Origin of the sequence: Xanthomarina arctica (assembly GCF_014638915.1) — a bacterium.
Lineage (GTDB): Bacteria > Bacteroidota > Bacteroidia > Flavobacteriales > Flavobacteriaceae > Xanthomarina > Xanthomarina arctica.
The window spans coordinates 83,696-107,678 of the sequence record NZ_BMFQ01000001.1; the positions used below are offsets into that span (position 1 = coordinate 83,696).

The following is a 23,983-nucleotide window of genomic DNA, read 5'->3' on the forward strand; positions in this document are numbered from 1 at the left end:
TTATTTAATTCTTGATATAGCTTCTTCAATTACCTCTGTGGATGCGCATAGTGAAAACCTAACATATCCTTCACCTTGGCTTCCAAAAATAGTTCCTGGAGCAATAAAAATATCGTGTTCTTTTAATAGTAAATCGACAAATTCTTCCGACTTTAAAAAAGCTGGGGTCTTTGCCCAAACAAACAATCCAGCGGCTCCTTTGTCGTAAGTACAATTTAAGCTATCGGCTAATTCCCAAACTAATTTGCGTCTTTCTTCATAGACGTTATTCAAGCTTACAAACCATAATTTCGAACATTTCAAGGCTTCAATTGCCCCTTTTTGGATTCCGTAAAACATTCCGGAATCCATGTTGCTTTTAACTTTTATAATATGGTTTATATAGTCTGATTTTCCTAAAACCATTCCCACTCTCCAACCAGACATATTAAAGGTTTTACTTAAAGAATTCATTTCCAAACACACATCTTTTGCACCCGGAATACTTAAAAGACTTCTTGGAGCATCATTCAAAATAAACGAATAAGGATTATCGTTTACAATAAGTATCTGATGTTTTTTAGCAAAGGCAACCAATCTTATAAAAAACCCTTCAGTTGCTTTCGCCCCTGTTGGCATGTTAGGATAATTGACCCACATAATTTTAACTTTGGATAAATCTTGCTTTTCCAGTAATTCTAAATCTGGCATCCAATTTTGTTCTTCAGTTAAATCGTATAAAACAAGTTCTGCGCCAAGCAATTTTGTAACAGAAGCATAGGTTGGATATCCCGGATTTGGAATTAGCACCTGATCTCCTGGATTTAAAAAAGCCATAGAAATATGCATAATCCCTTCCTTACTTCCCATTAACGGCAATACTTCTGTGGCAGGACTTAAAAAAACTTGAAACTGCTCTTTATAAAAAGACACCATAGCTTCACGTAATTCTGGTAACCCTTGATAACTTTGATACTGATTTGCAGACTCATCTTTTAAACTCTCGCACAAAGTAGATATTACTTTTTGTGGCGGTTGTAGGTCTGGGCTCCCAATACCTAAATTGATAATTGGTTTTCCATTTGCTTGCAACAATCTAACTTCTCGAAGTTTTTTCGAAAAGTAGTATTCTTCTACAGTTTGCAATCTTTGCGCTGCTTCAATCATAATTTTGCGTCTTTAAATTCGCCTAATATTTTAAATTTTTCTGTCATGATTTCCATAATAGAAATAGCTTTTTTATAATCTCCGTAATCGTTAAAGGTAACATCCACAAAAAAGGCATATTTCCAAGGCGTTTCAATTTTTGGCATGGATTGTATTTTAGTTAAATTCAGCTTACAATCGCTCATCACATTTAACATGGCGGCCAAACTCCCTCTTTTGTGTTCCAACTCGAATTTTATAGACGCTTTGCTTATGTCCGATTCTGATACCTCATGATTCTCTTTTTTTACAATTACAAATCGAGTCTCGTTCTGTTTTATAGTTTGAATACTTTCAGAAATGATATTTAATTCAAACAATTCAGATGCTAATTTACTAGCAATAGCGGCAACTCCTTTTAAGTTTTTGGTTCGAATTCGCTGTGCTACTTCGGCCGTATCTTTATCTTCAACCAACTTAATATGTGGGTATTTTTTAAAAAACTCCTTGCATTGCAATAAAGCCATAGGATGTGAATACACCTCAACAATATCGTTAATATCCTGATTTGGCAATGCCATTAAATGGTGTTGCACATCTAAATAATGCTCTCCAACCATGTGCAAATTATGGTTATCTATCAGGGCGTAATTTGGAATAATAGATCCCGCAATCGAATTTTCTAAAGCCATAACAACAGCATCAGATTCTCCTGTAAGTAAGCTTTGTACAACTTCATCAAAAGTCAAACACTCCTTTAAAGTAATTTCATCTCCAAAATACTGCTGAGATACAATATGGTGGAAAGATCCTTTTACTCCTTGAATGGCTACTGTTTTTATCATCTTTATTATCTTAATAATCTTTGTTTTATGACTTCCAAAACTTTCTTAAACAAAAAAAGTCCCGATTTTCATCGAGACTTTTATAACATGTATTATTTTTATATTTAAATTACATATACAGAGTCTCGTTTCCTTTGCTAAAAAAGAAATAATTCCAGTTGTAATATGCAAAACTCAATGTTGTTTTCATAATCAGACTGCTAATGTAATTAATTAATTGAAAAAACAACATGTATCCATGATTTTTTAATTGAAATGGTTTGATAATTAGTTATTTTTACCAAAAATTTAAGAGTTTTATGTCTATTGAAGTTGAAAATATCTCAAAAGTTTACGGGTCTCAAAAAGTATTAAACAATATTTCCTTCAAGGTAAACAAACCTGAAATTGTTGGATTTTTAGGTCCGAATGGCGCTGGAAAATCAACGATGATGAAAATTTTAACCACCTATATTGATGCTTCTGAAGGTCAGGCTAAAGTGAATGACTTTAATGTAAACACCAATAAAAAGCAAGTACAACAAAGTGTTGGGTATTTACCAGAACACAATCCGTTGTATTTAGAACAATATGTTAGAGAATATTTAGATTTCAACGCCCAAGTATATGGTGTTGAAAAACAACGCATAGAAGAAGTCATTCAGCTTACAGGATTAACACCTGAAGCACATAAAAAAATTGGTCAACTCTCTAAAGGTTATAGACAACGTGTAGGATTAGCTAATGCCCTTTTACATAATCCGGATGTTTTAATATTAGATGAACCTACAACCGGATTAGATCCAAATCAATTAGTAGAAATCAGAAATTTGATTAAAGATATAGGAAAAGAAAAAACGGTTTTCCTTTCTACACATATCATGCAAGAGGTTGAAGCCATGTGCGACCGAGTTATAATTATAAATAAAGGTGAAATTGTAGCAGATAAAAAATTGAAAGAACTTCGTGATGGGCAAGAGCAAATTGTTATTGTAGAATTTGATTACAGAGTTGAAGATGCTTTTTTATTGAAACTACCAAAAGCGAAACATGTTGTAAATACGCACGATTTTATATATGAAATTACTTTTTCAACTTCAGAAGATATGCGTTCTCATGTATTTGATTTTGCACATGACAATCAATTAAAGATTCTTCAGTTAAATCAGAAAAATATGAGCCTGGAAAGTTTGTTTCGGGAACTTACGAAATGATTTTGATATTTGTGCTATGACACAGAGTCCCACTTAGAAAACGCTGAGTTTCAAAGAGAATTTTTTCTATTCAAGAATAAGTTTCCCAGTATAAAACTGCTCTACTTCAACAATTGGTGGCTGATTTTTAGAAATTAAATCTCCCGTACTTCGTAATTCTCCTTTTAAAGACACTTGCGGATTTACAATCATATCGTTGCTTCCTCTATGGAAAACAGTTACTTCTTGAGCTATAAGGTCTGCACCTTCAAAACGTCCAATTCCTGAATAAAAGCCAACTGTTAGTTTATTGGTTTCTCCAGAAATATAAAAGGAAGATAAATTATTTGAAGTTATTCTTAATTCGTTTGAGTTGACTTGAAGTCTAAAATCGCCCATGGTAAATCCTGCCTCAATATTAAAATCTTCAGAATAAAGCTTGAGGTTATTATAGTTTAAAACACCATCGGACGAAATATCAAATTGTGTAGAGCTTCTAATATCTGTAATATTTGGAGCTGATACATAAATTTTTGTTGGTTCGTAATCCCGGACGTAATTACAGGTGTTATTGTCTGTTAATCGCAGTTGATTATCAATGACAACTACTTCAACATCGTTTAATAAATTTTCACCTGTTTCAATTAAAACCTTGGTTTCTGGAGCTTCTTTTAAAATTAATTCAATATTTCTATTTACAAATATCTTATTGAAATCGGCAACAGACACCTCTAATTGCACTATGTTTCCTGATTTCTGAAAACAATCGTTAGCATCTTCACTATCGCAAGCAAAAAGAAGTCCTAAAACAAATATGAATACTAGTTTTTTCATATTCATTTTTCGTGAAAACGGAAATCTATCTCTTTTCTTATTCATTCTAAATTCAAATTATAATCTAATTCCAACCCCAAATTCCACTGCTTCAGCTTTAGCTCCATGAGATTTTAATGTAACGGCTCCAAACCATTTTTCGCCAAAATAGCGTTTCAAACCAATCCTAAAATAGGTTCTTCCTTCAAAATCGTAAGGATAATAAACATAATAGCCAATTTGTGTAAGTAAAGACAATTTATTAATAAACAATTCGTGTCCTGCTGTAATTCCAACGCGTTTAAAATCTTCGTCGCCGGAAACATTCTCTTCTGGAAACGCAACCGATTTATAATAAATCAATTCTTTTAAAAACATAGAAAAGAAAACATCTGTTCCTAATTGCACAGCGCTTTTTCGGGATAAACGCTTATCTGCATAAGCCGAAAGAACATAAAATGGATATTGCTTAGTACCAACCACATCACTTTGATTAATACCACTTCTAAAAACAAAATTGTATTTTATGGGTTGGGTAAACTTTTCTTTGGTAACTGTTTTAATATATTCGGGATCTGTATCATCCAAATTATAGGTTACACCAACATTAACCGCTACCGTATTGGCACTAGTATTTGGTGCCTTTACATTCCCGTTGGAATAATGTAATAAAGTAAACCCTCCTTGAACACCAAATTTACCAAATAGGCGTTCCTTTTTATAATTTAGCATTACATAGGTAGCACTTAAAAATTTGGAACCAAAAGCAATGTTTTTATGATTATCTATTTTATCGTAAGGATTCGTATTATATGCCAAACCTTGACCAATACGCAACATTAAATTGCGTTTTAAAAAATAGAAATTATAATGTCCATAAACTGAATAATTATTCCCTAAAACATCGTTTTTAAAATCTTGATAAGAAACTGAAACTCCCCAATCTGGATAATTATAGCGTTGTTCCCAGTCTTTTTCGCCAAAAGTTTTTTTGTTCCAGCTTAAAATAACACCGTAGGGGTGTTCATTAATTAAATGAAGAATATCGTTATTATGTAACGCAATATTTCCACTAAAATAGTTGAGATCGAAATACGATTTAGTTTGTTTTTCTTGTGAAAAAACCAATCCGAAACTTAAACATAAAACGTAGGTTAGTATTTGCTTCATTATATTAATTATGAAGCAAAAATAACAGAATAATTAAAATACTTGCGATGCAATGGCTTTTATATTATCACTTTTTCCCATGGAATAATAATGGAGCACTGGAATTCCAGCTTTTTGAAGCTCTCTAGATTGCTGGATGCACCATTCAATCCCCAATTTTTTTACCTGATCGTTGTCTTTACATTTTACAACTTCCAATATTAATTCTTCGGGTAAATCCACATGAAAACGATGAGGGATTAAATTGAGTTGCTTTTTTGTTGCTATGGGTTTCAATCCTGGAATAATTGGCACAGTAATTCCTTCTTTTCTGCATTTTTGCACAAAATCAAAATACTTCTTATTATCGAAAAACATTTGTGTGACAATATATTCGGCGCCATTTATAATTTTCTTTTTCAAGAATTTAATATCACTATCTAAACTCGGAGCTTCCATATGTTTTTCTGGATAGGCCGCAACGCCAACACAGAAATTGGTGGCTGAAGTATTTAGAAGTTCTTCATCTAAATAGGTTCCTTTATTCAATTCAGAAATTTGAGAAACCAAATCGCTTGCATAATTATGTCCTTCTTTTTCTGGTCTAAAATAGGTTTCGGTTTTCACCGCATCACCACGTAAAGCCATGACATTATTGATACCTAAAAAATCTAAATCGATTAGAAAATTCTCGGTATCCTCTTTTGTAAATCCGCCACACAAAATATGTGGAATGGCATCTAAGTGGTACTTATTTTGAATTGCAGCACAAATACCAACGGTTCCAGGTCTTTTTTTAACCACTTTTTTCTTGAGCAATCCGTTTTCTTGTTCCTGATAAACATATTCTTCACGATGGTAAGTAACATCAATAAAAGGCGGTTTAAATTCCATTAATGGGTCGATATTATCAAAAATAGATTGCACATTTTGTCCTTTTAAAGGTGGTAAAATCTCAAATGAAAACTGCGTTTTCCCGTTTGCGTTATTTATGTGTTCTGTTACTTTCATGTTCACTTCCCACGAAAGTGGGAACCTCTTTTTTGTCACGAATACATGAATGATTATGTATCGCTTTATTAATATTCATTTTTTGTGCGTTACCTAAAGGTCGGGCTTTCACTACTCGCTCTCTTCGAGGAGCTCACACAGGCCGTTCAATCCCTAACGCAACTCAGCCGTAGACCTACAAGGTTTTAAAAACCTTGCAGGAGAATCGAAGCTAATCACCCCAAATTCATTAGGAGATTCCTGCTTTCGCAGGAATTAATCAACTAAATTAGGACTCAACCATTTTTCTGCTTCTTCTTGTGTAGTGTCTCTTCGTTTCGCGTAATCTGCTACTTGATCTAGGTTTATTTTCCCCAATCCGAAATATTTAGCATCCGGATTTGCAAAATAATAACCACTTACACTTGCTGCTGGCCACATGGCCAAACTTTCGGTAAGCTCAACACCAATACGTTCCTTAACGCTCAATATTTCCCAAATAGTCCTTTTCTCTAAGTGATCTGGACATGCAGGATAACCAGGAGCTGGACGAATGCCTTTATAATTTTCTTTTATTAAATCTTCGTTTGTTAAACTTTCGTCTTGAGTATAATTCCAGTGGTTCACTCTGACTTCTTTGTGCAAATATTCGGCAAAAGCTTCTGCCAAACGATCTGCCAAAGCTTTAACCATAATCGCATTATAATCGTCATGATCTTCTTCAAACTGCTTTGCTAATTCTGCCGTTCCAAAACCTGTTGACACACAAAAACAGCCCATATAATCCTGTTTTCCAGTTTCTTTTGGTGCAATAAAATCAGCCAAGGCTAAATTGGGTTTTCCTGATGCTTTTTTGGATTGCTGACGAAGGGTTAGGAATTTAAATTGGTTGTTAGTTGTTGGTTGTTGGTTGTTGGTTATTTGTATTTCAATATCATCATCATTAACCGTGTTTGCTGGAAATAATCCGAAAATAGCTTTGGCTGTCAGGAGTTTTTCATTGATAATACGGTTTAATAATTCCTTAGCATCTTTAAATAACTCGACTGCTTGTTCGCCAACAACATCATCTTCCAGAATATTCGGGTAACGCCCATGTAAATCCCAACTTCTAAAAAAAGGACTCCAATCGATAAATTCTTCTAATTTTTTTAAATCGAAATCTTCAATGACTTGAATTCCTAGTTGCTTTGGCTTTACAATTTCAGACGTATTCCAATCGATTTTAAATCTATTTTTTCGAGCGTCTTCTATTGTCAGGTATTCTTTTTCTTTAGTTCGCTTTAAAAACTGCTCTCTAAATTTATCGTACTCCTCCCTAATTTGTTCTTTAAAAATAGCGTTGTCTTTTTTCAATAGATTTCCAACAACCGTAACTGCTCTAGACGCATCGTTAATATGAACTACCGTATGATTATAATTTGGTGCAATCTTAACAGAGGTATGAGCTCTTGAAGTTGTAGCTCCTCCAATAATCAATGGAATATTTAAATTTTTCTTTTCCATTTCTTTAGACACGTAAGTCATTTCATCTAAAGAAGGTGTAATCAAGCCACTCAAGCCAATAATATCAACATTCTCTTTTATGGCCATTTCAATAATTTTTTCTGGAGGAACCATAACACCTAAATCGACAATCTCGTAATTATTACATCCTAGAACAACGCTTACAATATTTTTACCAATATCATGAACATCACCTTTAACTGTTGCCATCAAAATTTTACCCGCAAATTCCTGTTTCCCACCTTTTTCAGCTTCTATAAATGGTTGCAAATAAGCAACAGCCTTTTTCATTACCCTTGCCGATTTAACCACTTGTGGCAAGAACATTTTTCCACTTCCAAATAAATCGCCAACCACATTCATACCTATCATTAAATGACCTTCAATAACTTCTATAGGTCTTTCCGAAGCTAAACGCGCTTCTTCAACATCTTCAATAATAAAAGCATCGATTCCTTTAACTAAAGCATGCGTGATACGTTCTTGCAACGGTTTATCTCGCCATTCCAAAACGGCAACTTCAATATCTTTTTTATTTCCTTTTACGGTCTCGGCATAATCTAATAAGCGTTCTGTGGCATCGTCTCTTCTATCGAAAAACACATCTTCAACCAATGCCATTAATTCCTTGTCGACTTCATCATAAACTTCTAGCATGGCAGGGTTTACGATCCCTAAATTCATTCCATGTTGAATGGCATGGTATAAAAAAGATGCATGCATGGCTTCACGAACGGTATCATTTCCTCTAAAAGAAAAAGACACATTACTCACGCCTCCAGAAACATTGGCATAAGGGAGGTTTTCGCGAATCCATTTAGTAGCATTAAAATAATCCATAGCATTTTTTCGATGCTCCTCCATGCCTGTTGCCACCGGAAAAATATTGGGATCGAAAATAATATCTTGTGGAGGAAAACGAACAATATCTACTAATAATCTATAAGAACGTTCGCAAATTTCTATTCTACGCTCGTAAGTATCAGCCTGACCATCTTCATCAAAAGCCATGACAATAACGGCGGCACCATAACGTTTTACCAATTTAGCGTGATGAATAAATTCGGCTTCACCTTCTTTTAAACTGATAGAATTAACGACTGATTTCCCTTGAACTACTTTTAAACCAGCTTCAATAATCTCCCATTTGGAACTATCTATCATAATAGGAATTCGTGAAATATCAGGTTCTGAAGCAATTAAATTCAGGAATTTAGTCATGGCATAAACACCATCCAACATCCCTTCGTCCATATTGACATCCAAAATTTGCGCGCCACCATCCACTTGATGCCTGGCAACTTCTAGAGCTTCGGAGTAATTTCCATCCTTAATTAATCGAAGAAATTTTCTAGAACCTGTAACGTTAGTTCTTTCCCCAACGTTAATGAAGTTGCTTTCTGGTGTTACCACAAGGGGTTCTAAACCTGATAAAGTCAAATACTTTTTACAATCACTTTCAGCCATTAGATTTTTATTTTTAATTGTCTTGGTTTGTAATTCTCTGCAACCTCGGCAATCGCTTTAATATGTTCTGGGTTTGTACCACAACACCCTCCAATAATATTGATAAGTCCATCTTTTAGATAGTCTTCAATTAAAGCTTGCATTTGTTTAGCCGTTTGGTCGTACTCACCAAAAGCATTTGGTAATCCAGCGTTTGGATGAGCCGATGTATAAAATTCTGTTTCGTTAGACAAGCGTTGTAAATAAGGTTGTAACTGTTCGGCTCCTAGCGCGCAATTAAATCCGACACTTAATAATGGAATATGAGAAATAGACGCTAAAAAAGCTTCAACCGTTTGCCCAGAAAGTGTACGTCCGGATGCATCGGTTATTGTTCCTGAAACCATAATAGGGATATCCATGTCACGTTCTTCTTTTACTTCTTCAATAGCAAATAAACAGGCTTTCGCATTAAGAGTATCGAAAATGGTTTCAACTAAAAGCACGTCAACGCCTCCATCAATTAACGCTTCAACTTGTTGTTTGTAGGCTATTCTAAGTTCATCGAAAGTAATTGCTCGAAATTCTGGTCTGTTAACATCTGGAGATAAACTTGCTGTTTTATTAGTCGGACCAATACTTCCAGCTACAAATCGCGGCTTTTCAGGATTTGATTTTGTGAATTCATCAGCAACTTTTCTAGCTATTCGAGCCGATTCAAAATTAAGTTCATAGACCAAATCTTCCATATCATAATCGGCCATAGCAATGGTAGTTCCTGAGAAGGTATTAGTTTCTACTATGTCTGCCCCAGCTTCAAAGTATTGTCTATGAATTTCTGCAATAGCTTCTGGTTGCGTAAGCGTTAACAAATCATTGTTTCCTTTTAAAGACGTTGGATAATCTTTAAAACGCTCGCCTCTAAAATCTTCTTCAGAAAATTTATAGCGTTGCAACATGGTTCCCATAGCGCCATCGAGAACTAAAATGCGTTTTTGTATTTCGTTTTTAATGTTTGCCATTAGCTTAATGCTTGTTTTAAATCTTCAATTATATCTTCTATATGTTCTAGTCCAACAGACACACGAATTAGACCATCTGAAATCCCAGTTTCTAAACGTTCTTCTGTAGATAATTTGCTATGTGTTGTCGATGCGGGATGTGTTACAATGGTTCGGGTATCTCCAAGATTTGCAGATAACGAACAGTGTTTTATTTTATTCAAAAAATGTCGTCCTGCTTCAATCCCACCATGAACTTCGAAAGCCACAATATTTCCACCTTGACGCATTTGTTTCTTAGCAATTTCATATTGTGGATGCGATTTCAGAAAAGGATATCTTACCTGTTTCACCACATCTAAAGTCTCCAAAAACTGAGCTAATTTTAGCGCATTTTCGCAATGTCTATCTACTCTTACCGCTAAAGTCTCTAGACTTTTAGACAAAACCCAAGCGTTAAATGGAGACATGGCAGGTCCTGTATTTCTAGAAAACAAATAAATATCGCGAATAATATCCGAACGACCAACAGCAATGCCACCTAATACACGTCCCTGACCGTCAATAAGTTTCGTTGCCGAATGTATTACTAAGTCCGCTCCAAAAGCAATAGGGTTTTGAAGGTAAGGAGTGGCAAAGCAATTATCAATCACTAAAATAAGCTTGTGTTTTTTTGCAATCTTCCCCAAAAGTTCTAAATCCAAAATATCTACTGCCGGATTTGTAGGTGTTTCGGCGTATAGAATTTTAGTTTTAGGTGTAATTAAATCTTCGATGGTATGACAAGCATCGGCCTTAAAATACGTGGTTTCTATTTGCCATTTTGGAAAATACTTGGTAAACAAACCATGTGTGGAACCAAAAACTGAATTACAGGATACAATATGATCTCCAGCATTTAATAAAGCTGCTAACGAACCAAATACAGCGGCCATGCCAGTTGCAAAAGCATAACCTGCTTCTGCACCTTCTAATGCGACCATTTTATCTACAAATTCGGTTGTATTGGGATTTGTAAATCGGCTGTATAAATTTTTCTCTTTTTCTTCTGCAAACGAAGCACGCATATCTTCGGCATCATCAAACACAAAACTAGATGTTAGATATAAAGGTGTTGAATGTTCTGAAAACTGAGAACGTTCTGTTTGAATTCTTATCGCTTCCGTTTCGAAGTGTTTTTTCATTTTAATTGGTGTTTTTTGCTAATCTTAAAATGTCACCAAATACGCCTCTGGCAGTGACTTCTTTTCCAGCTCCAGCACCTTGAATAACCAAAGGTCTTTCGCCGTAAGACTCTGTAAATATTTCAAAAATAGCATCCGATCCTTTTAAAGAACCTAATGATGAATTTTTAGGAACTGAAACTAATTGGACATCTAACTGACCTTTACTTTGAAATAAGTCTCCCGATAAATCGCCAATATATCTCAACACATGATCTGGTTTTTGAGTATCTTTTTTAGTCTGAAACGTATCGTTTAGAGCATCTAAATCTTCTAAAAAGGTGGAAGCAGAAATATCTCTAAATGCTTCAGGAATTAAATTTTCAATGTGAATGTCCTCAAACTCATTTTCTAAATCTAGCTCACGCGCCAGAATCAATAATTTTCTGGCCACATCGTTTCCATATAAATCTTCTCTTGGATCTGGTTCTGTATAACCCTGATTTATTGCTTCCTGTAAAATTTCTGAGAAGGGTCTGTTTTCCGAAGAAAAGGTATTAAACAAATAGCTTAAAGATCCCGAAAAAACACCTCTAATTCTTGTGATGTTTTCTCCCGATTCGTGTAATAATTTAATAGTATCAATTAAAGGTAATCCTGCACCAACATTCGTTTCATACAGATATTCTTTTTTATTTTCTGCAAGCTTTTCTCTTAAAGTTTTATAAAAGCTATGAGAAACCGTATTGGCAATTTTATTTGAAGAAACTAAATCAAATCCAGCTTCTACTAGTGGAATATAATTATCAATAAACGTTGCATTTGCCGTATTATCCACAGCAATTAAATTTTCTAAATGATGTTTTTTCGCAAAGGCAATAACAGCCTCAGCCGAATTACTTTCAATACCATCAATTTCTAAATCATGTCTCCAATTGTTTTTAATTCCAGAAGCATTTAAAAGAACTTGCTTTGAATTTTGAATGGCAAATACACGAAGTTGGATATGTCTGCGCGACAGAATAGCTTCTGTATTTTCTATAATTTGATTGATTAAAGTCCCTCCAACCAAACCTTTTCCAAAAATGGCAATATTCACTTTTTTTGCCATTCCGAATACTTGTCCGTGAATAACATTTAGTGCTTTATGCAACTGCGCTTTTTTCACCACCAAACTCACATTTTTACCCGAGATGGTATTATTAAACAGTAGTGGCACAATTTGGTTTTTAATAAGCGCGTTGTATGGTTGATGGAACTTACTTAAATCTAAACCAATGATAGAAATAACAGAAACATCATCAATAATGGATATTTTATGAACATCTTTAGTGTAAAAATCGTTTTCAAACTCACGTTCTAGAGCAATTATAGCATCGTTTGCTTTATTGGCATCCACTATAAAACCAATCCCACGTTCCGACGAACCTTGAGAAATAATACTAACACTTATATTATGGATACTTAAGGTTTTAAAAATCCTAGCATCAATTCCTGCTTTTCCTAAAAGACCGCGTCCTTCAAAATTAATTAAAGAAACATTTTCTAAAACCGAAAGTGATTTGATGCCTTCCACAGGTGTTTTTGAGGTAATCAAAGTCCCATTATCTTCCGGATTAAAGGTGTTTAATATACGCAGATTTATGTTTTTTTCTATTAAAGGAACAATTGTTTTTGCATGTAAAATGGTGGCGCCAAAATTGGCGATTTCATTCGCTTCGCTGTAAGATAATTGGTCTATTTTTTTAGCATCGGCAACTAAATCTGGGTTTGCTGTATAAATACCGTTTACATGTGTGTAACTTTCAAGCTCTTCAGCATCTAAATAATTTGCTAATAAAGAAGCTGTATAGTTACTTCCATTACGACCTAAAGTCGTGGTTTGATTTTTTAAGTTCGATGCAATAAACCCTGAAACGATGTTCACTGTATCTCCATTATATTTTTGAAAATGAGCTTTCACATTCTTTTCAGAAACAGCTAAAAGGGGCTGGGCATCTCCAAAATTCTCATCGGTTTTTATTAAAATCCTGGCATCGGTGGCATGTGCTTTTATGGAGCGCTCACTTAATAATTGCGTCACAATTTTTGTTGCTAGCAATTCGCCTTGAGATAAAACCTCGTCTTTTATTTTTTCACTGTAATCATTTAACAAACTAACACCTTCTAAAAGGGTGTCCAATCTGGAAAATTCATCCGAAAAATTGATGTTTTTTAACGGCTCTGTTTGATATACTTTAAAAGCATTTAATTCCGTTTTATAATCTTGACCTGTTGATGCTTTGTTAAGAATAGCTTCCAATTCGTTAGTGGCATTTCCTCTAGCGGACACCACAATTGCAATATTCTGTTTAGCTTTTACTTTAGCTTCTATAATGGAAAGAACCGATTGAAGCCCTATTCCGTTTGCTAAAGATTTACCCCCGAATTTTAATATTTTCATTCTATTTTCTTTAGCTTCAGGTTTAAAAATTCCTGAAATTATTTTTTCTAATTGTTCAAATTCTATCAAAAATGCATCATGTCCGTGAATGGAATGAATTTCATTATAAGTAACATTAGAATGTGTTAATGCGAGTTGTTTTTGGGTTTCGCGATTCTCTTCAGCAGTAAAAAACAAATCTGAATCGACACCTATTATATGTATGTTGGCTTGAATTTTATCTAAAACACTTAAATTTTGCTCATTACCACCAGTAACATCAATTGTTTTAAGCAATTGATTCATTAATTTATAGGACGATAACTGATATCTTTCTTGCAATTTTTTACCATGATGAAGCAACCAACTTTCTACATTAAAAATCTTTAAATCGCTGTTTTTTGTGCGCTGAAATCTATTATTAAATGATGCTGGCGTTCTATAACACAACATGGCATGCATGCGAGCATCGTGAACTGGATTACTAGAATTGACTAAAAACTGTTCTTGAATTTGGCAGTTAGCAATAAGCCAATCAGTTGCTTTCCAATCTGTAGCAACAGGAATAAAATGTGTTGCTAAATTTGGTTTTAGGGCTAACATTTCCCAAGCAATACCACCACCTAGAGAACCTCCAATAACAGCAAACACTGTATCAATTTGAAGTTCCTTTAATCCTAATAAAAAGAGAACTGCGATATCTTTTGCTATGAAGTTTTTATAGTCTTCAATTATAAAATCGTCGTATCCATTTCCTGGAATATTAAAAGCAATAACAGTATACGTTTTGGTATCTATCACTTTATCTTTTCCAATAAGATCTTTCCACCAACCTTCAACTCCAGATACATTACTATTCCCGGTTAACGCATGATTAACAAGTACAATTGGCGCAGTACCTAAGGACTTACCAAACAGTTGGTAAGACAATTTTAGAGGAATTGTCTTACCGCTAACTGTGGTAAAATTTGATATAGGTATGTACTTTAAATCTTTCATTTTAGTGAGTTTCAAGCTCTGATTTTTTTATAAGCGCAAAAGTGGTTTTCAAATCGGCTTTTAAATCTTCGATATCTTCAATCCCAACAGACAGTCTGATTAAATCTTGAGAAACACCCGCACTTGCTTGGGATGCTTCATCTAATTGTTGATGTGTGGTACTTGCAGGATGAATAATTAGCGATTTTGTGTCGCCTATATTAGCGAGTAAGGAAAATATTTTGGTGTTATCTACTATCGTTTTGGCAGCTTCAAAACCGCCTTCAACTCCAAAAGTAACCAAACCACTTTGTCCTTTAGGTAAGTATTTTTTCGCCAATTCATGGTATTCACTAGTTTCTAAACCCGGATAATTTACCCATTTAACTTCCGGTTGTTCTTGTAACCACTTTGCTAATTCCAAGGCATTTTGGCTATGTTGTTTTATTCTAACCGTTAAAGTTTCCAAACCTTGAATAATATTGAAGGCATTTGTTGGACTAATTGCGCCACCAAAATCGCGTAATCCTTCTAGAATTAATTTAAAAGTGAAGGAAGCTGCACCTAAAACTTCATGATAAACTAGACCATGATAACCTGCTGAAGGCTCTGTAAATTCTGGAAACTTCCCACTTGACCAATCAAATGTTCCTGCATCAATAATGGCACCACCTAAAGATGTTCCTTGTCCGCCTATATATTTTGTTAAAGAGTGAATAACAATATTTGCACCGTGTTCAATTGGATTCAATAAGGCTGGAGTCGCAACTGTATTATCGACAATAAACGGAACTCTTGCTGCTTTTGAATGTTTTGCAATGGCTTCCAAATCCAACACATCTAACTTCGGGTTCCCTAAAGATTCTACAAAAAATGCTCTTGTATTATCTTGAACGGCCTCTGCAAAATTATCTGGGTTTGAGGGATCAACAAATGTTGTTGTAATTCCCAGTCTTGGTAAGGTAATATTTAATAAATTATAGGTCCCTCCGTATAAACTACTTGATGCTACAATGTGATCTCCTGCTCTTAAAAGTGTTAATAATCCTGTAGAAATGGCAGACATTCCAGAAGCAAATACCACTGCGCCAATACCACCTTCCACAGCGGCTAAGCGATCTTGTAAAATCTGATTCGTTGGATTGTTTAATCTGGTGTAAATAAACCCTAATTCTTTTAAAGAAAAGAGATTCGTTGCATGTTCTGAGTTGTTAAAAACGTAAGATGTAGATTGATAAATTGGAACAGCACGTGTGCCTCCATTTTTTGTGACATCGTGACCTGCATGCAACGCTTTGGTTGCGAAATTTTGTGTACTCATTTTTCTAGTTTTTTTGAGTTAATAAATAAATTAAACCAAAAGCCAAATAAGCCTCTTGAGAAGCGTACCTAATAGAAAAATGTTAAAAAGAAAATAGAAATCACAGATGAGTAATTTCGTTTAGTTATCTATCCAACATTCGATAAATGAATCGAAAATTAAGTAGAATTTAGCACCTTCTTAATTGCTTAAGGGTTGCTAAGGCTTCAATGGGTCTAATCCCTCCGCCTTTCTTGATAACACTTCAGTAAGTTTTTGAACTTTGTGAGGACAAATATTGCAACACAAATGTTAGAATTCCAAATTTTAAAGAGCTTTTTATTTTAATTTCAAAAATAAATCTTAAAAAATTAGTTATTTTTTAGTAAATATTTATCATTAATTACCTGGGCAACAGGCACATTATCAATTTTACTTTCCAACCATGAAATAATATCCAAATATAAAAAGGCTCTTCTTTCATATGGATGCTTTTCAAATGGTTTCAGTTTTTCAAGAAGATTTTTGAAAGCATTTTTTAAATCGGTTGGATAAATATCTTGCAAGCCTCTAATGAATTTTATCATTTCTTTTTGAACCTCATGCAAATCATTCATTTTGATTAAAAACTTATAGGTACTTCTTAAAAGCGAATCTAAATGATAATCTAGTCCAGCTTCATAATGTGCCACTAAATTCAAAACTCTGGCAAAACACAATAAGTCTTCACGCATTGCAAGCGTTTTATTTGAAATGATTTTATCCAGATAAAAAATACATTTTTTATTATCGCCTGCACCAAAATGTAAACTTGCAAACTTGTAATAAAATATCATTTTGTGGTGCTCGTCTATGCGATTATTAAATTTCTTAAGATTACTTTCAATTTTAGGTATCAATACCAAGCCTTCTTCAAAACTTCCATCTATAAAATGTTGATTGATATGGTGAAAATTTAAATATAAAAACACTAAAGATTCTACATTTTCATTTTTAGGAAAACTTGGTTGAGAGACCACATTTTCGAATTGTTTTAAGGCTTCTTGAAACTTAGGTTTATTCTGAAGAAAAAATATAGCTTCTAGTAAATAATTATTTCCTTTTAGGAAAAATACAGGGTTTAAGCCTATCATATTTGGTTGGTTAGAAAATAAATCTACCCATTTTGAAGCATATCTATAACAATTTAAAAAATCCTGAAGTAGAAAACTATACCATAAATGTGCTTTGAAAAGCCATAATTTTTCTCGAAATCCTAAACTACTAAATTCAAACTTTGGTAAGCTTTTCTTAAAATATGCCTGAACTTGTTCACTCTCATCCAAGTTTTTAACATATCCAGATTTTAGAATAATACTATATAATTGAAGCGAAAGGTTAGACAATTTGCTAGCAATAACATTAAGCTGACTTAAATCCTTAGCTTGAATAGACAACTCGTCTGCACGTGTTGCAATACTTCTTGTAATATACTGCGACTCAATAATTTTCTCCAGTTCGACTATTTCAAAAGCTAGGTTTTTTTCTTCGTTTTGTATGGCTAACTCCTTTGCTTTATCAAGTATTTTTAAACTTTGTTTGTAAAGTCCTTTGTGGTATAAAATGGAAGCAAAATCTAATTGTTCTCTAATTTGCGAGCGTATATTTTGATGTGAAGGGTTTAATTTTAAACTAATTAAAATTTGCTTGTACAAATGTGCTTTTACATTTGCTAATTGTTGCTTTTTAACGATCCCACTTTTTACAATAGCGACTTCATCGTATACTTTTGATTTATCCAAAAAATTAAACAAATTCAAAAATATAGAGTCTGAATTCACATCTAATCGGCCAACATACAATTTGAATTGTCGTTTTTCAGATTTAGTAAGTGATTTCAATAATAAAAATAAATTATCTTTTTGGTCTTTAGTTATCACAGAAAATTTAATTTAAATCTCTAATTATTAGTTATTTAAAATACAAAAATAAAGTTGAACATCGTAAATAACAAGGATTATGTCCACCAAATATTAATCCAAAATATAACTTAGCATTACAATACAAAAATTTATTTAAATAAATGTCAAATTCACAAATACAAATATTTGATACGACACTACGAGATGGCGAGCAAGTTCCTGGTTGTAAACTAAATACGAATCAAAAACTAATTATTGCTAAACAGCTCGATTTACTTGGAGTTGATATTATTGAAGCAGGTTTCCCCGTCTCCAGTCCGGGAGATTTTAAATCTGTTGAAGAAATTTCAAAAATCGTAAAAAATGCTACTGTTTGTGGGTTAACTAGGTCTGTAAAAAATGATATTAAAGTTGCGGCAGAAGCATTAAAATATGCAAAAAAACCTAGAATTCATACCGGAATAGGAACATCAGATTCACATATAAAATACAAATTCAAATCCAATAGAGAAGACATTTTATTAAGAGCTTTTGAAGCTGTAAAATATGCAAAATCATTTGTGGAAGATGTTGAGTTTTATGCTGAAGATGCAGGAAGAACAGACAACGAATATCTTGCAAGAGTCTGTGAAATGGCGATTAAAGCTGGTGCAACTGTTTTAAATATTCCAGACACTACAGGATATTGCTTACCTAGTGAATATGGAGCTAAAATTAAATACTTAAAAGAAAATGTAAAAGGCATTGAAAAAGCCATTTTATCTTGTCATTGCCATAACGACTTAGGTTTAGCTACAGCCAATTCTATTGAAGGCGTTATTAATGGAGCCCGACAAATTGAGTGCACCATTAACGGGATTGGTGAACGAGCAGGAAATACAGCACTAGAGGAAGTCGTTATGATTTTAAAACAACATCCCTATTTAAACTTAGATACAAATATTAATACAAAACACTTATACGCTATTAGCCAATTAGTTTCAGAAAGTATGGGTATTTACACCCAACCAAATAAAGCTATTGTTGGCGCGAATGCTTTTGCTCATAGTTCAGGAATACATCAAGATGGTGTTATAAAAAATCGTGAAACTTACGAAATCATGAACCCTAAAGATGTTGGTGTAACCGATTCCGCCATTGTTTTAACAGCCAGAAGTGGTAGAGCCGCTTTAGCTTATAGAGCAAAAAATGTAGGTTATGAATTAACTAAACTTCAATTGGATGATGTTTATGCTAATTTTTTAAATTTTGCCGATAGAAAGAAAGAGATTAATGATAATGATATTCATGAAATTATTGAAACAAGTAGAGTCTATCAACAAATAATTAGCGCATAATGGGAAAAACATTATTTGATAAAGTTTGGGATGCACATGTTGTAGATGCTATTGAAAATGGACCACAGGTGCTTTATATTGATAAGCATTTGATTCATGAGGTAACGAGTCCGCAAGCTTTTAATGAATTAAAAGAAAGAGATATTCCTGTTTTTAGACCAGATCAAATTGTGGCGACTGCAGACCACAATACGCCTACCATAAACCAACATTTACCAATTAAAGATTTGTTATCTAAAAACCAATTAGAACAACTGTCTGATAATTGCAAAAAAAATAATATTACACTTTATGAGCTAGGACATAAATACAATGGCATTGTTCACGTTATGGCTCCCGAACTGGGTTTTACACAACCCGGAATGACTATTGTCTGTGGCGACAGTCATACGTCAACACATGGCGCATTTGGAACTATTGCATTCGGCATTGGAACTAGTCAAGTAGCACAAGTTTTTGCAAGTCAATGTTTATTATTATCCAAACCCAAAAGTTTACGAGTTACTATTAATGGTAAGTTAAGGGCTGGCGTCTTACCTAAAGACGTTATTCTTTACATCATTTCAAAACTAGGCACCAATTCTGGAACAGGATATTTCTGTGAATATGCTGGTGATGTATTTAAAAACATGTCCATGGAAGGCCGCATGACCATTTGCAACATGAGTATTGAAATGGGAGCTCGTGGTGGCATGATAGCGCCCGATCAAACAACTTTTGATTATGTTGAAGGCCGTGAATATGCTCCAAAAGGAGAAGCTTTCGACAAAAAAGTAGCTTATTGGAAAACACTTCCTACGGATGTAGATGCGACTTTCGATAAAGAATACTTTTTTGATGCCGAAGATATCGAACCCATGATAACTTATGGAACAAACCCAGGCATGGGAATAAAAATAACAGAGAACATTCCAAATATAAATGATGCATCCTTTGAGAAATCCTTAGAATACATGGATTTCAAAAAAGGAGAATCATTAATAAATAAACCTATCAACTTTGTATTTATAGGTAGTTGCACCAATTCACGTATTGAAGATTTTAGAGTCGCTGCAGATTATATAAAAGGAAAACAAAAAGCACAAAACGTTACTGCTTGGTTGGTTCCTGGAAGCAAACAAGTAGAATCACAAATTATAGACGAAGGTTTAAAAGACATTTTTGTAAATGCTGGTTTTGAATTACGTCAACCTGGTTGTTCTGCATGTTTGGCAATGAATGATGATAAAATTCCGCAAGGAGAATATTGTGTTTCCACTTCTAATAGAAATTTTGAAGGTCGACAAGGACAAGGTTCCCGAACTATTTTGGCAAGTCCGTTAGTAGCGGCTGCCGTTGCCATAGAAGGTAAAATCATAGATATCACGAAACAACTAAATTAAAAAATGAGATTCCTGTTGAAACGGGAAATGACTATGGAAAAATTTACAACACTATCCTCAACCGCAATCCCATTAGATATCGAAAATGTAGATACTGATCAGATAATTCCTGCTCGCTTTTTAAAAGCTACAGACAGAGAAGGCTTTGGAAATAATGTTTTTAGAGATTGGAGATTTGATAAAAATGGAAATGAAAACCCTGATTTCATTTTAAATAATAAAACCTATTCAGGAAACATCCTTGTAGCTGGAAATAATTTTGGTTGTGGCTCTAGTCGTGAGCATGCCGCTTGGGCACTAACAGACTATGGTTTTAAAGTTATTGTCTCTAGTTTTTTTGCTGATATTTTTAAAGGAAACGCGCTTAATAACGGGCTGTTACCAGTACAAGTTCCCGCTGATTTTTTAAAAGTTTTATTATCAGAAATTAAAAATAAACCAGATACGCAGTTAATTGTAAATCTAGAATTGCAAACCATTTCAATTAAAGGCACGTCTTTTAAAGCATCTTTTGATATTGATGCTTATAAAAAAACCTGTATGATAAACGGTTATGATGACATTGATTATTTATTAAGTAAAAAACAAACGATAGAGGCTTTCGAAGCCAAAAAAACATATTAAAATCAACCTATGAAATTAAATATAGCTGTTTTATCAGGAGACGGAATTGGCCCCGAAGTTACTAATCAGGCCGTTAAAGTGCTAAAAGCAATTGCACAAGAGTTTGACCATTCATTTGTATTTAGATCAGCTGATGTTGGTGCTATTGCAATTGAAGAAACAGGGAGTCCCTTTCCAGACGCTACTTTAAAACTTTGCAAAGCAAGTGATGCCATCTTATTTGGAGCTATTGGAGATCCAAAATATGATAATGATCCATCTGCAAAAGTAAGACCAGAACAAGGTCTTTTAAAGCTTCGAAAAGAATTAGGATTATATGCAAACATAAGACCTGTTAAGGCTTACGATGAATTATTAGACGCTTCACCTTTAAAACCAGAGAACATTAAAGGCACAGATATCTGTATTTATAGAGAATTAACTGGAGGAATATATTTTGGAGAGAAAACATTAAGTAAGGATGGCGATTCGGCTACAGATTTATGTGCTTATTCTCGTGTTGAAATAGAACGCGTAGCACATTTAGCATTTAAGGCGGCTCAAGGCCGACGTAAAAAATTAACTTTAGTTGATAAAGCGAATGTTTTAGAAACATCTCGATTATGGCGAAAAGTAGTTACAGAAATGGCTAGTCAATATTCAGATGTCACTTTAGAGTTTTTATTTGTGGATAATGCGGCCATGCAAATAATTTTAAACCCAAAACAGTTTGATGTTATCTTAACTGAAAATATGTTTGGAGATATTATTAGCGACGAAGCCAGTGTTATTGGTGGTAGTATTGGCCTATTGGCATCTGCTTCTATAGGTGATAAACACGCTATGTTTGAACCAATTCATGGATCCTACCCTGAAGCAAAAGATAAAGGTATTGCAAACCCAATAGCTTCTATTTTATCTGCCGCCATGCTTTTAGAGCATTTTAATTTAATAGATGAAGCTGCTATGATAAGAAAAGCAATCGAAAAATCTTTACACTTAGAAATTACTACTCCGGATTTAAATTCAAAATACGAATCCATAAGCACGAGCAAAGTTGGCGATTTTATTGAAGATTTCATTAACCACCCTAAGGATACAAACTTAAATTTTACAAATATCCACGTGGGACAATCAACAATTATTTAAATAATTATTTTATATATTTTTAGATTAAATCCGAAGAAGCACCTTGGAAAAGGTGCTTCTTTTTATTTTGGAAACCTCATTATAAACTCCAAAAACTTTTATTTTACAACATATTATAATTATAAAATATAATCTGTGCTCACAAAATTTGAAGCTTTAGAATCTAATAATTCTTTTAAAATAGCATTATTATATGCGTTGTCCTTAGATGCTACAAAAGTTCTAATTGAAAAAGAACGTAAAGCATCGTGAACACTTAATGTTGCAACAGCAGAATCTTTTCTTCCTGTAAAAGGATAGACATCTGGTCCACGCTGACAAGAACTATTTAAATTAACACGACATACCAAGTTAACTAAGGTGTCTATTAAAGGTGCTAGAGTTTTAACATCAGCCCCAAACAAGCTTACTTGTTGCCCGTAATTTGAAGCGGCCATATCATCTAAAGGCTCTTCAATATCACTAAAAGAAACCACTGGAATGACTGGACCGAATTGTTCCTCTTGAAATACACGCATATCTTTGGTTACAGGATATAAAACTGCTGGAAAAATGTAATTCTCTGTGGTTTCACCTCCTTTTTTATTAATGACTTTTGCTCCTTTTGCAACGGCATCATCTATTAATTCTTGAATATATGCTGGTTTATCAGGTTCTGGTAATGGTGTTAATTTGGCTCCATCTTCCCAAGGATTTCCAAATTTTAGTGCATCTACTTTTGCTGAAAAGCGTTTATTAAACTCTTCAACTATAGCTTCATGCACATACAATACCTTTAAAGCTGTACAACGTTGACCATTAAAGGAAGTTGCTCCTGCAATACATTCTTCTATAGCCAAATCTAAATCGGCATCTTTTAAAACGATAGCTGGGTTTTTAGCTTCCAAACCTAAAACCAAACGCAATCTATTACTTTTTGGGTGTTGGTTTTGCAAGGCATTTGCAGATTTACTATTGCCAATTAAAGCCAACACATCAACCTTTCCAGATTGCATGATTGGAGTTGCAACGGTTCTTCCTCTTCCGTATATAATATTTACAACGCCGTTTGGAAAACTAGTTTGAAAGGCTTCTAATAAAGGTGAAATTAATAAAACACCATGTTTTGCTGGTTTAAAAATGGCTGTATTCCCCATAATTAATGCGGGAATTAAAAGCGCAAATGTTTCATTTAAAGGATAATTATAAGGTCCTAAACAAAGAACAACTCCTAGTGGGCCACGACGAATATGGGCATTGACACCAGAATTTTTTTCAAATTTGGCGCTATTACGATCCATTTGTTTGTAATCTTCAATGGTATCATAAATGTATTCAACAGTTCTATCGAATTCCTTTTGAGAATCTCCTAAATTTTTACCAATCTCCCACATTAATAATTTAACAATTTCTTCGCGCTTGGTTTTCATCTGTGTTACAAACTTTTCCATGCACGCAATACGGTCAACCACCTTCATGGTTGGCCATAAACCTTGTCCTTTATTATAAGCTAAAGTTGCTGCGTTTAATGCGTCTAAAGCTTCCTTTTCTCCTAATACTGGAATGGTTCCTAGAAGTGTTGGTTTATAATCTGGAGTAGAAGATATTGTTGAATAAACGTCGGAAGTTTCTCCTGCCCAAGGTTTCAATTCTCCTCCTACTAAATAAGTTTGTTGGTTTAAAATGTTTTTAATTTGATACTGTTCAGGAATATTCATAAAA

The 23,983-nt window shown here is 33.9% G+C and carries 17 protein-coding genes and 1 riboswitch; of the genes, 5 read left to right on the forward strand and 12 right to left on the reverse strand.

Translation table 11 applies throughout. The features are described from left to right. Together IEV77_RS00395 and IEV77_RS00400 are read right to left on the reverse strand one after the other, a co-directional pair. Positions 1-1,146, reverse strand: coding sequence for a pyridoxal phosphate-dependent aminotransferase (locus tag IEV77_RS00395; protein ID WP_188460753.1), 1,146 nt, complete (start codon positions 1,144-1,146; stop codon positions 1-3). Then, the gene (locus tag IEV77_RS00400) at positions 1,143-1,970 is read right to left on the reverse strand and encodes a prephenate dehydratase (protein WP_188460755.1); all 828 of its coding nucleotides are present in this window, start codon (positions 1,968-1,970) and stop codon (positions 1,143-1,145) included. The genes IEV77_RS00395 and IEV77_RS00400 overlap by 4 nt, the downstream gene beginning before the upstream one ends. A 299-nt stretch (positions 1,971-2,269) precedes the next feature. Between IEV77_RS00400 and gldA the strand changes: the two genes are divergently transcribed. Further along, entirely contained in the window at positions 2,270-3,163 is an 894-nt protein-coding gene (gene gldA / locus IEV77_RS00405; protein ID WP_188460757.1) for a gliding motility-associated ABC transporter ATP-binding subunit GldA, read from the forward strand. A gap of 66 nt (positions 3,164-3,229) precedes the next feature. Here gldA and IEV77_RS00410 read toward each other — a convergent pair whose 3' ends face one another. The 9 genes from IEV77_RS00410 to IEV77_RS00450 form a co-directional block, all read right to left on the reverse strand. Further along, on the reverse strand, positions 3,230-3,976 hold the full coding sequence (locus IEV77_RS00410) for a head GIN domain-containing protein (RefSeq protein ID WP_188460759.1): 747 nt from the start codon (positions 3,974-3,976) through the stop codon (positions 3,230-3,232). A 57-nt stretch (positions 3,977-4,033) separates the two neighbouring features. Further along, the gene (locus tag IEV77_RS00415; protein ID WP_188460761.1) at positions 4,034-5,125 is read right to left on the reverse strand and encodes an acyloxyacyl hydrolase; all 1,092 of its coding nucleotides are present in this window, start codon (positions 5,123-5,125) and stop codon (positions 4,034-4,036) included. A 33-nt stretch (positions 5,126-5,158) separates the two neighbouring features. Further along, entirely contained in the window at positions 5,159-6,115 is a 957-nt protein-coding gene (gene metF, locus IEV77_RS00420) for a methylenetetrahydrofolate reductase [NAD(P)H] (RefSeq protein WP_188460763.1), read from the reverse strand. 255 nt (positions 6,116-6,370) lie between these two features. Continuing rightward, the gene (gene metH / locus IEV77_RS00425) at positions 6,371-9,067 is read right to left on the reverse strand and encodes a methionine synthase (protein WP_188460765.1); all 2,697 of its coding nucleotides are present in this window, start codon (positions 9,065-9,067) and stop codon (positions 6,371-6,373) included. After that, the gene (locus IEV77_RS00430) at positions 9,067-10,068 is read right to left on the reverse strand and encodes a homocysteine S-methyltransferase family protein (RefSeq protein WP_188460767.1); all 1,002 of its coding nucleotides are present in this window, start codon (positions 10,066-10,068) and stop codon (positions 9,067-9,069) included. Before IEV77_RS00430 ends, metH begins: the two co-directional genes overlap by 1 nt. Next, positions 10,068-11,231 (reverse strand): trans-sulfuration enzyme family protein, encoded by a 1,164-nt coding sequence (locus IEV77_RS00435; RefSeq protein WP_188460769.1) that lies wholly within the window; start codon positions 11,229-11,231, stop codon positions 10,068-10,070. Before IEV77_RS00435 ends, IEV77_RS00430 begins: the two co-directional genes overlap by 1 nt. Before the next feature lies 1 nt (position 11,232). Then, positions 11,233-14,631: a bifunctional aspartate kinase/homoserine dehydrogenase I gene (gene thrA / locus IEV77_RS00440; protein ID WP_188460771.1), complete on the reverse strand. Its 3,399-nt coding sequence runs from the start codon at positions 14,629-14,631 to the stop codon at positions 11,233-11,235. 1 nt (position 14,632) lies between these two features. After that, positions 14,633-15,931 carry an O-acetylhomoserine aminocarboxypropyltransferase/cysteine synthase family protein gene (locus IEV77_RS00445; RefSeq protein WP_188460773.1) on the reverse strand — a complete coding sequence of 433 codons (1,299 nt, stop codon included), beginning with the start codon at positions 15,929-15,931 and terminating at the stop codon, positions 14,633-14,635. Positions 15,932-16,052: 121 nt separating this feature from the next. Then, a riboswitch (SAM riboswitch) is annotated at positions 16,053-16,174 on the reverse strand. A gap of 107 nt (positions 16,175-16,281) precedes the next feature. Next, a complete protein-coding gene (locus IEV77_RS00450) occupies positions 16,282-17,826 on the reverse strand; it encodes a hypothetical protein (RefSeq protein ID WP_188462919.1) in 1,545 nt (514 codons plus the stop codon). A 146-nt stretch (positions 17,827-17,972) separates the two neighbouring features. On the opposite strand from IEV77_RS00450, the gene IEV77_RS00455 reads away from it, so the two are divergent. The 4 genes from IEV77_RS00455 to leuB are packed head-to-tail and all read left to right on the forward strand — an operon-like array spanning position 17,973 to position 22,282. After that, on the forward strand, positions 17,973-19,148 hold the full coding sequence (locus IEV77_RS00455; RefSeq protein ID WP_188460775.1) for a 2-isopropylmalate synthase: 1,176 nt from the start codon (positions 17,973-17,975) through the stop codon (positions 19,146-19,148). Then, complete coding sequence (gene leuC / locus IEV77_RS00460; RefSeq protein ID WP_188460777.1) at positions 19,148-20,530, forward strand: 3-isopropylmalate dehydratase large subunit; 1,383 nt, start codon at positions 19,148-19,150, stop codon at positions 20,528-20,530. Before IEV77_RS00455 ends, leuC begins: the two co-directional genes overlap by 1 nt. Before the next feature lie 33 nt (positions 20,531-20,563). After that, positions 20,564-21,154 (forward strand): 3-isopropylmalate dehydratase small subunit, encoded by a 591-nt coding sequence (gene leuD / locus IEV77_RS00465; protein ID WP_188460779.1) that lies wholly within the window; start codon positions 20,564-20,566, stop codon positions 21,152-21,154. Between the two features lie 9 nt (positions 21,155-21,163). Next, on the forward strand, positions 21,164-22,282 hold the full coding sequence (gene leuB, locus IEV77_RS00470; RefSeq protein ID WP_188460780.1) for a 3-isopropylmalate dehydrogenase: 1,119 nt from the start codon (positions 21,164-21,166) through the stop codon (positions 22,280-22,282). A gap of 119 nt (positions 22,283-22,401) precedes the next feature. Here the strand turns inward: leuB and IEV77_RS00475 are convergent, their stop codons facing one another. After that, complete coding sequence (locus IEV77_RS00475) at positions 22,402-23,979, reverse strand: NADP-dependent glyceraldehyde-3-phosphate dehydrogenase (RefSeq protein WP_188460783.1); 1,578 nt, start codon at positions 23,977-23,979, stop codon at positions 22,402-22,404. Positions 23,980-23,983: the final 4 nt, after the last annotated feature.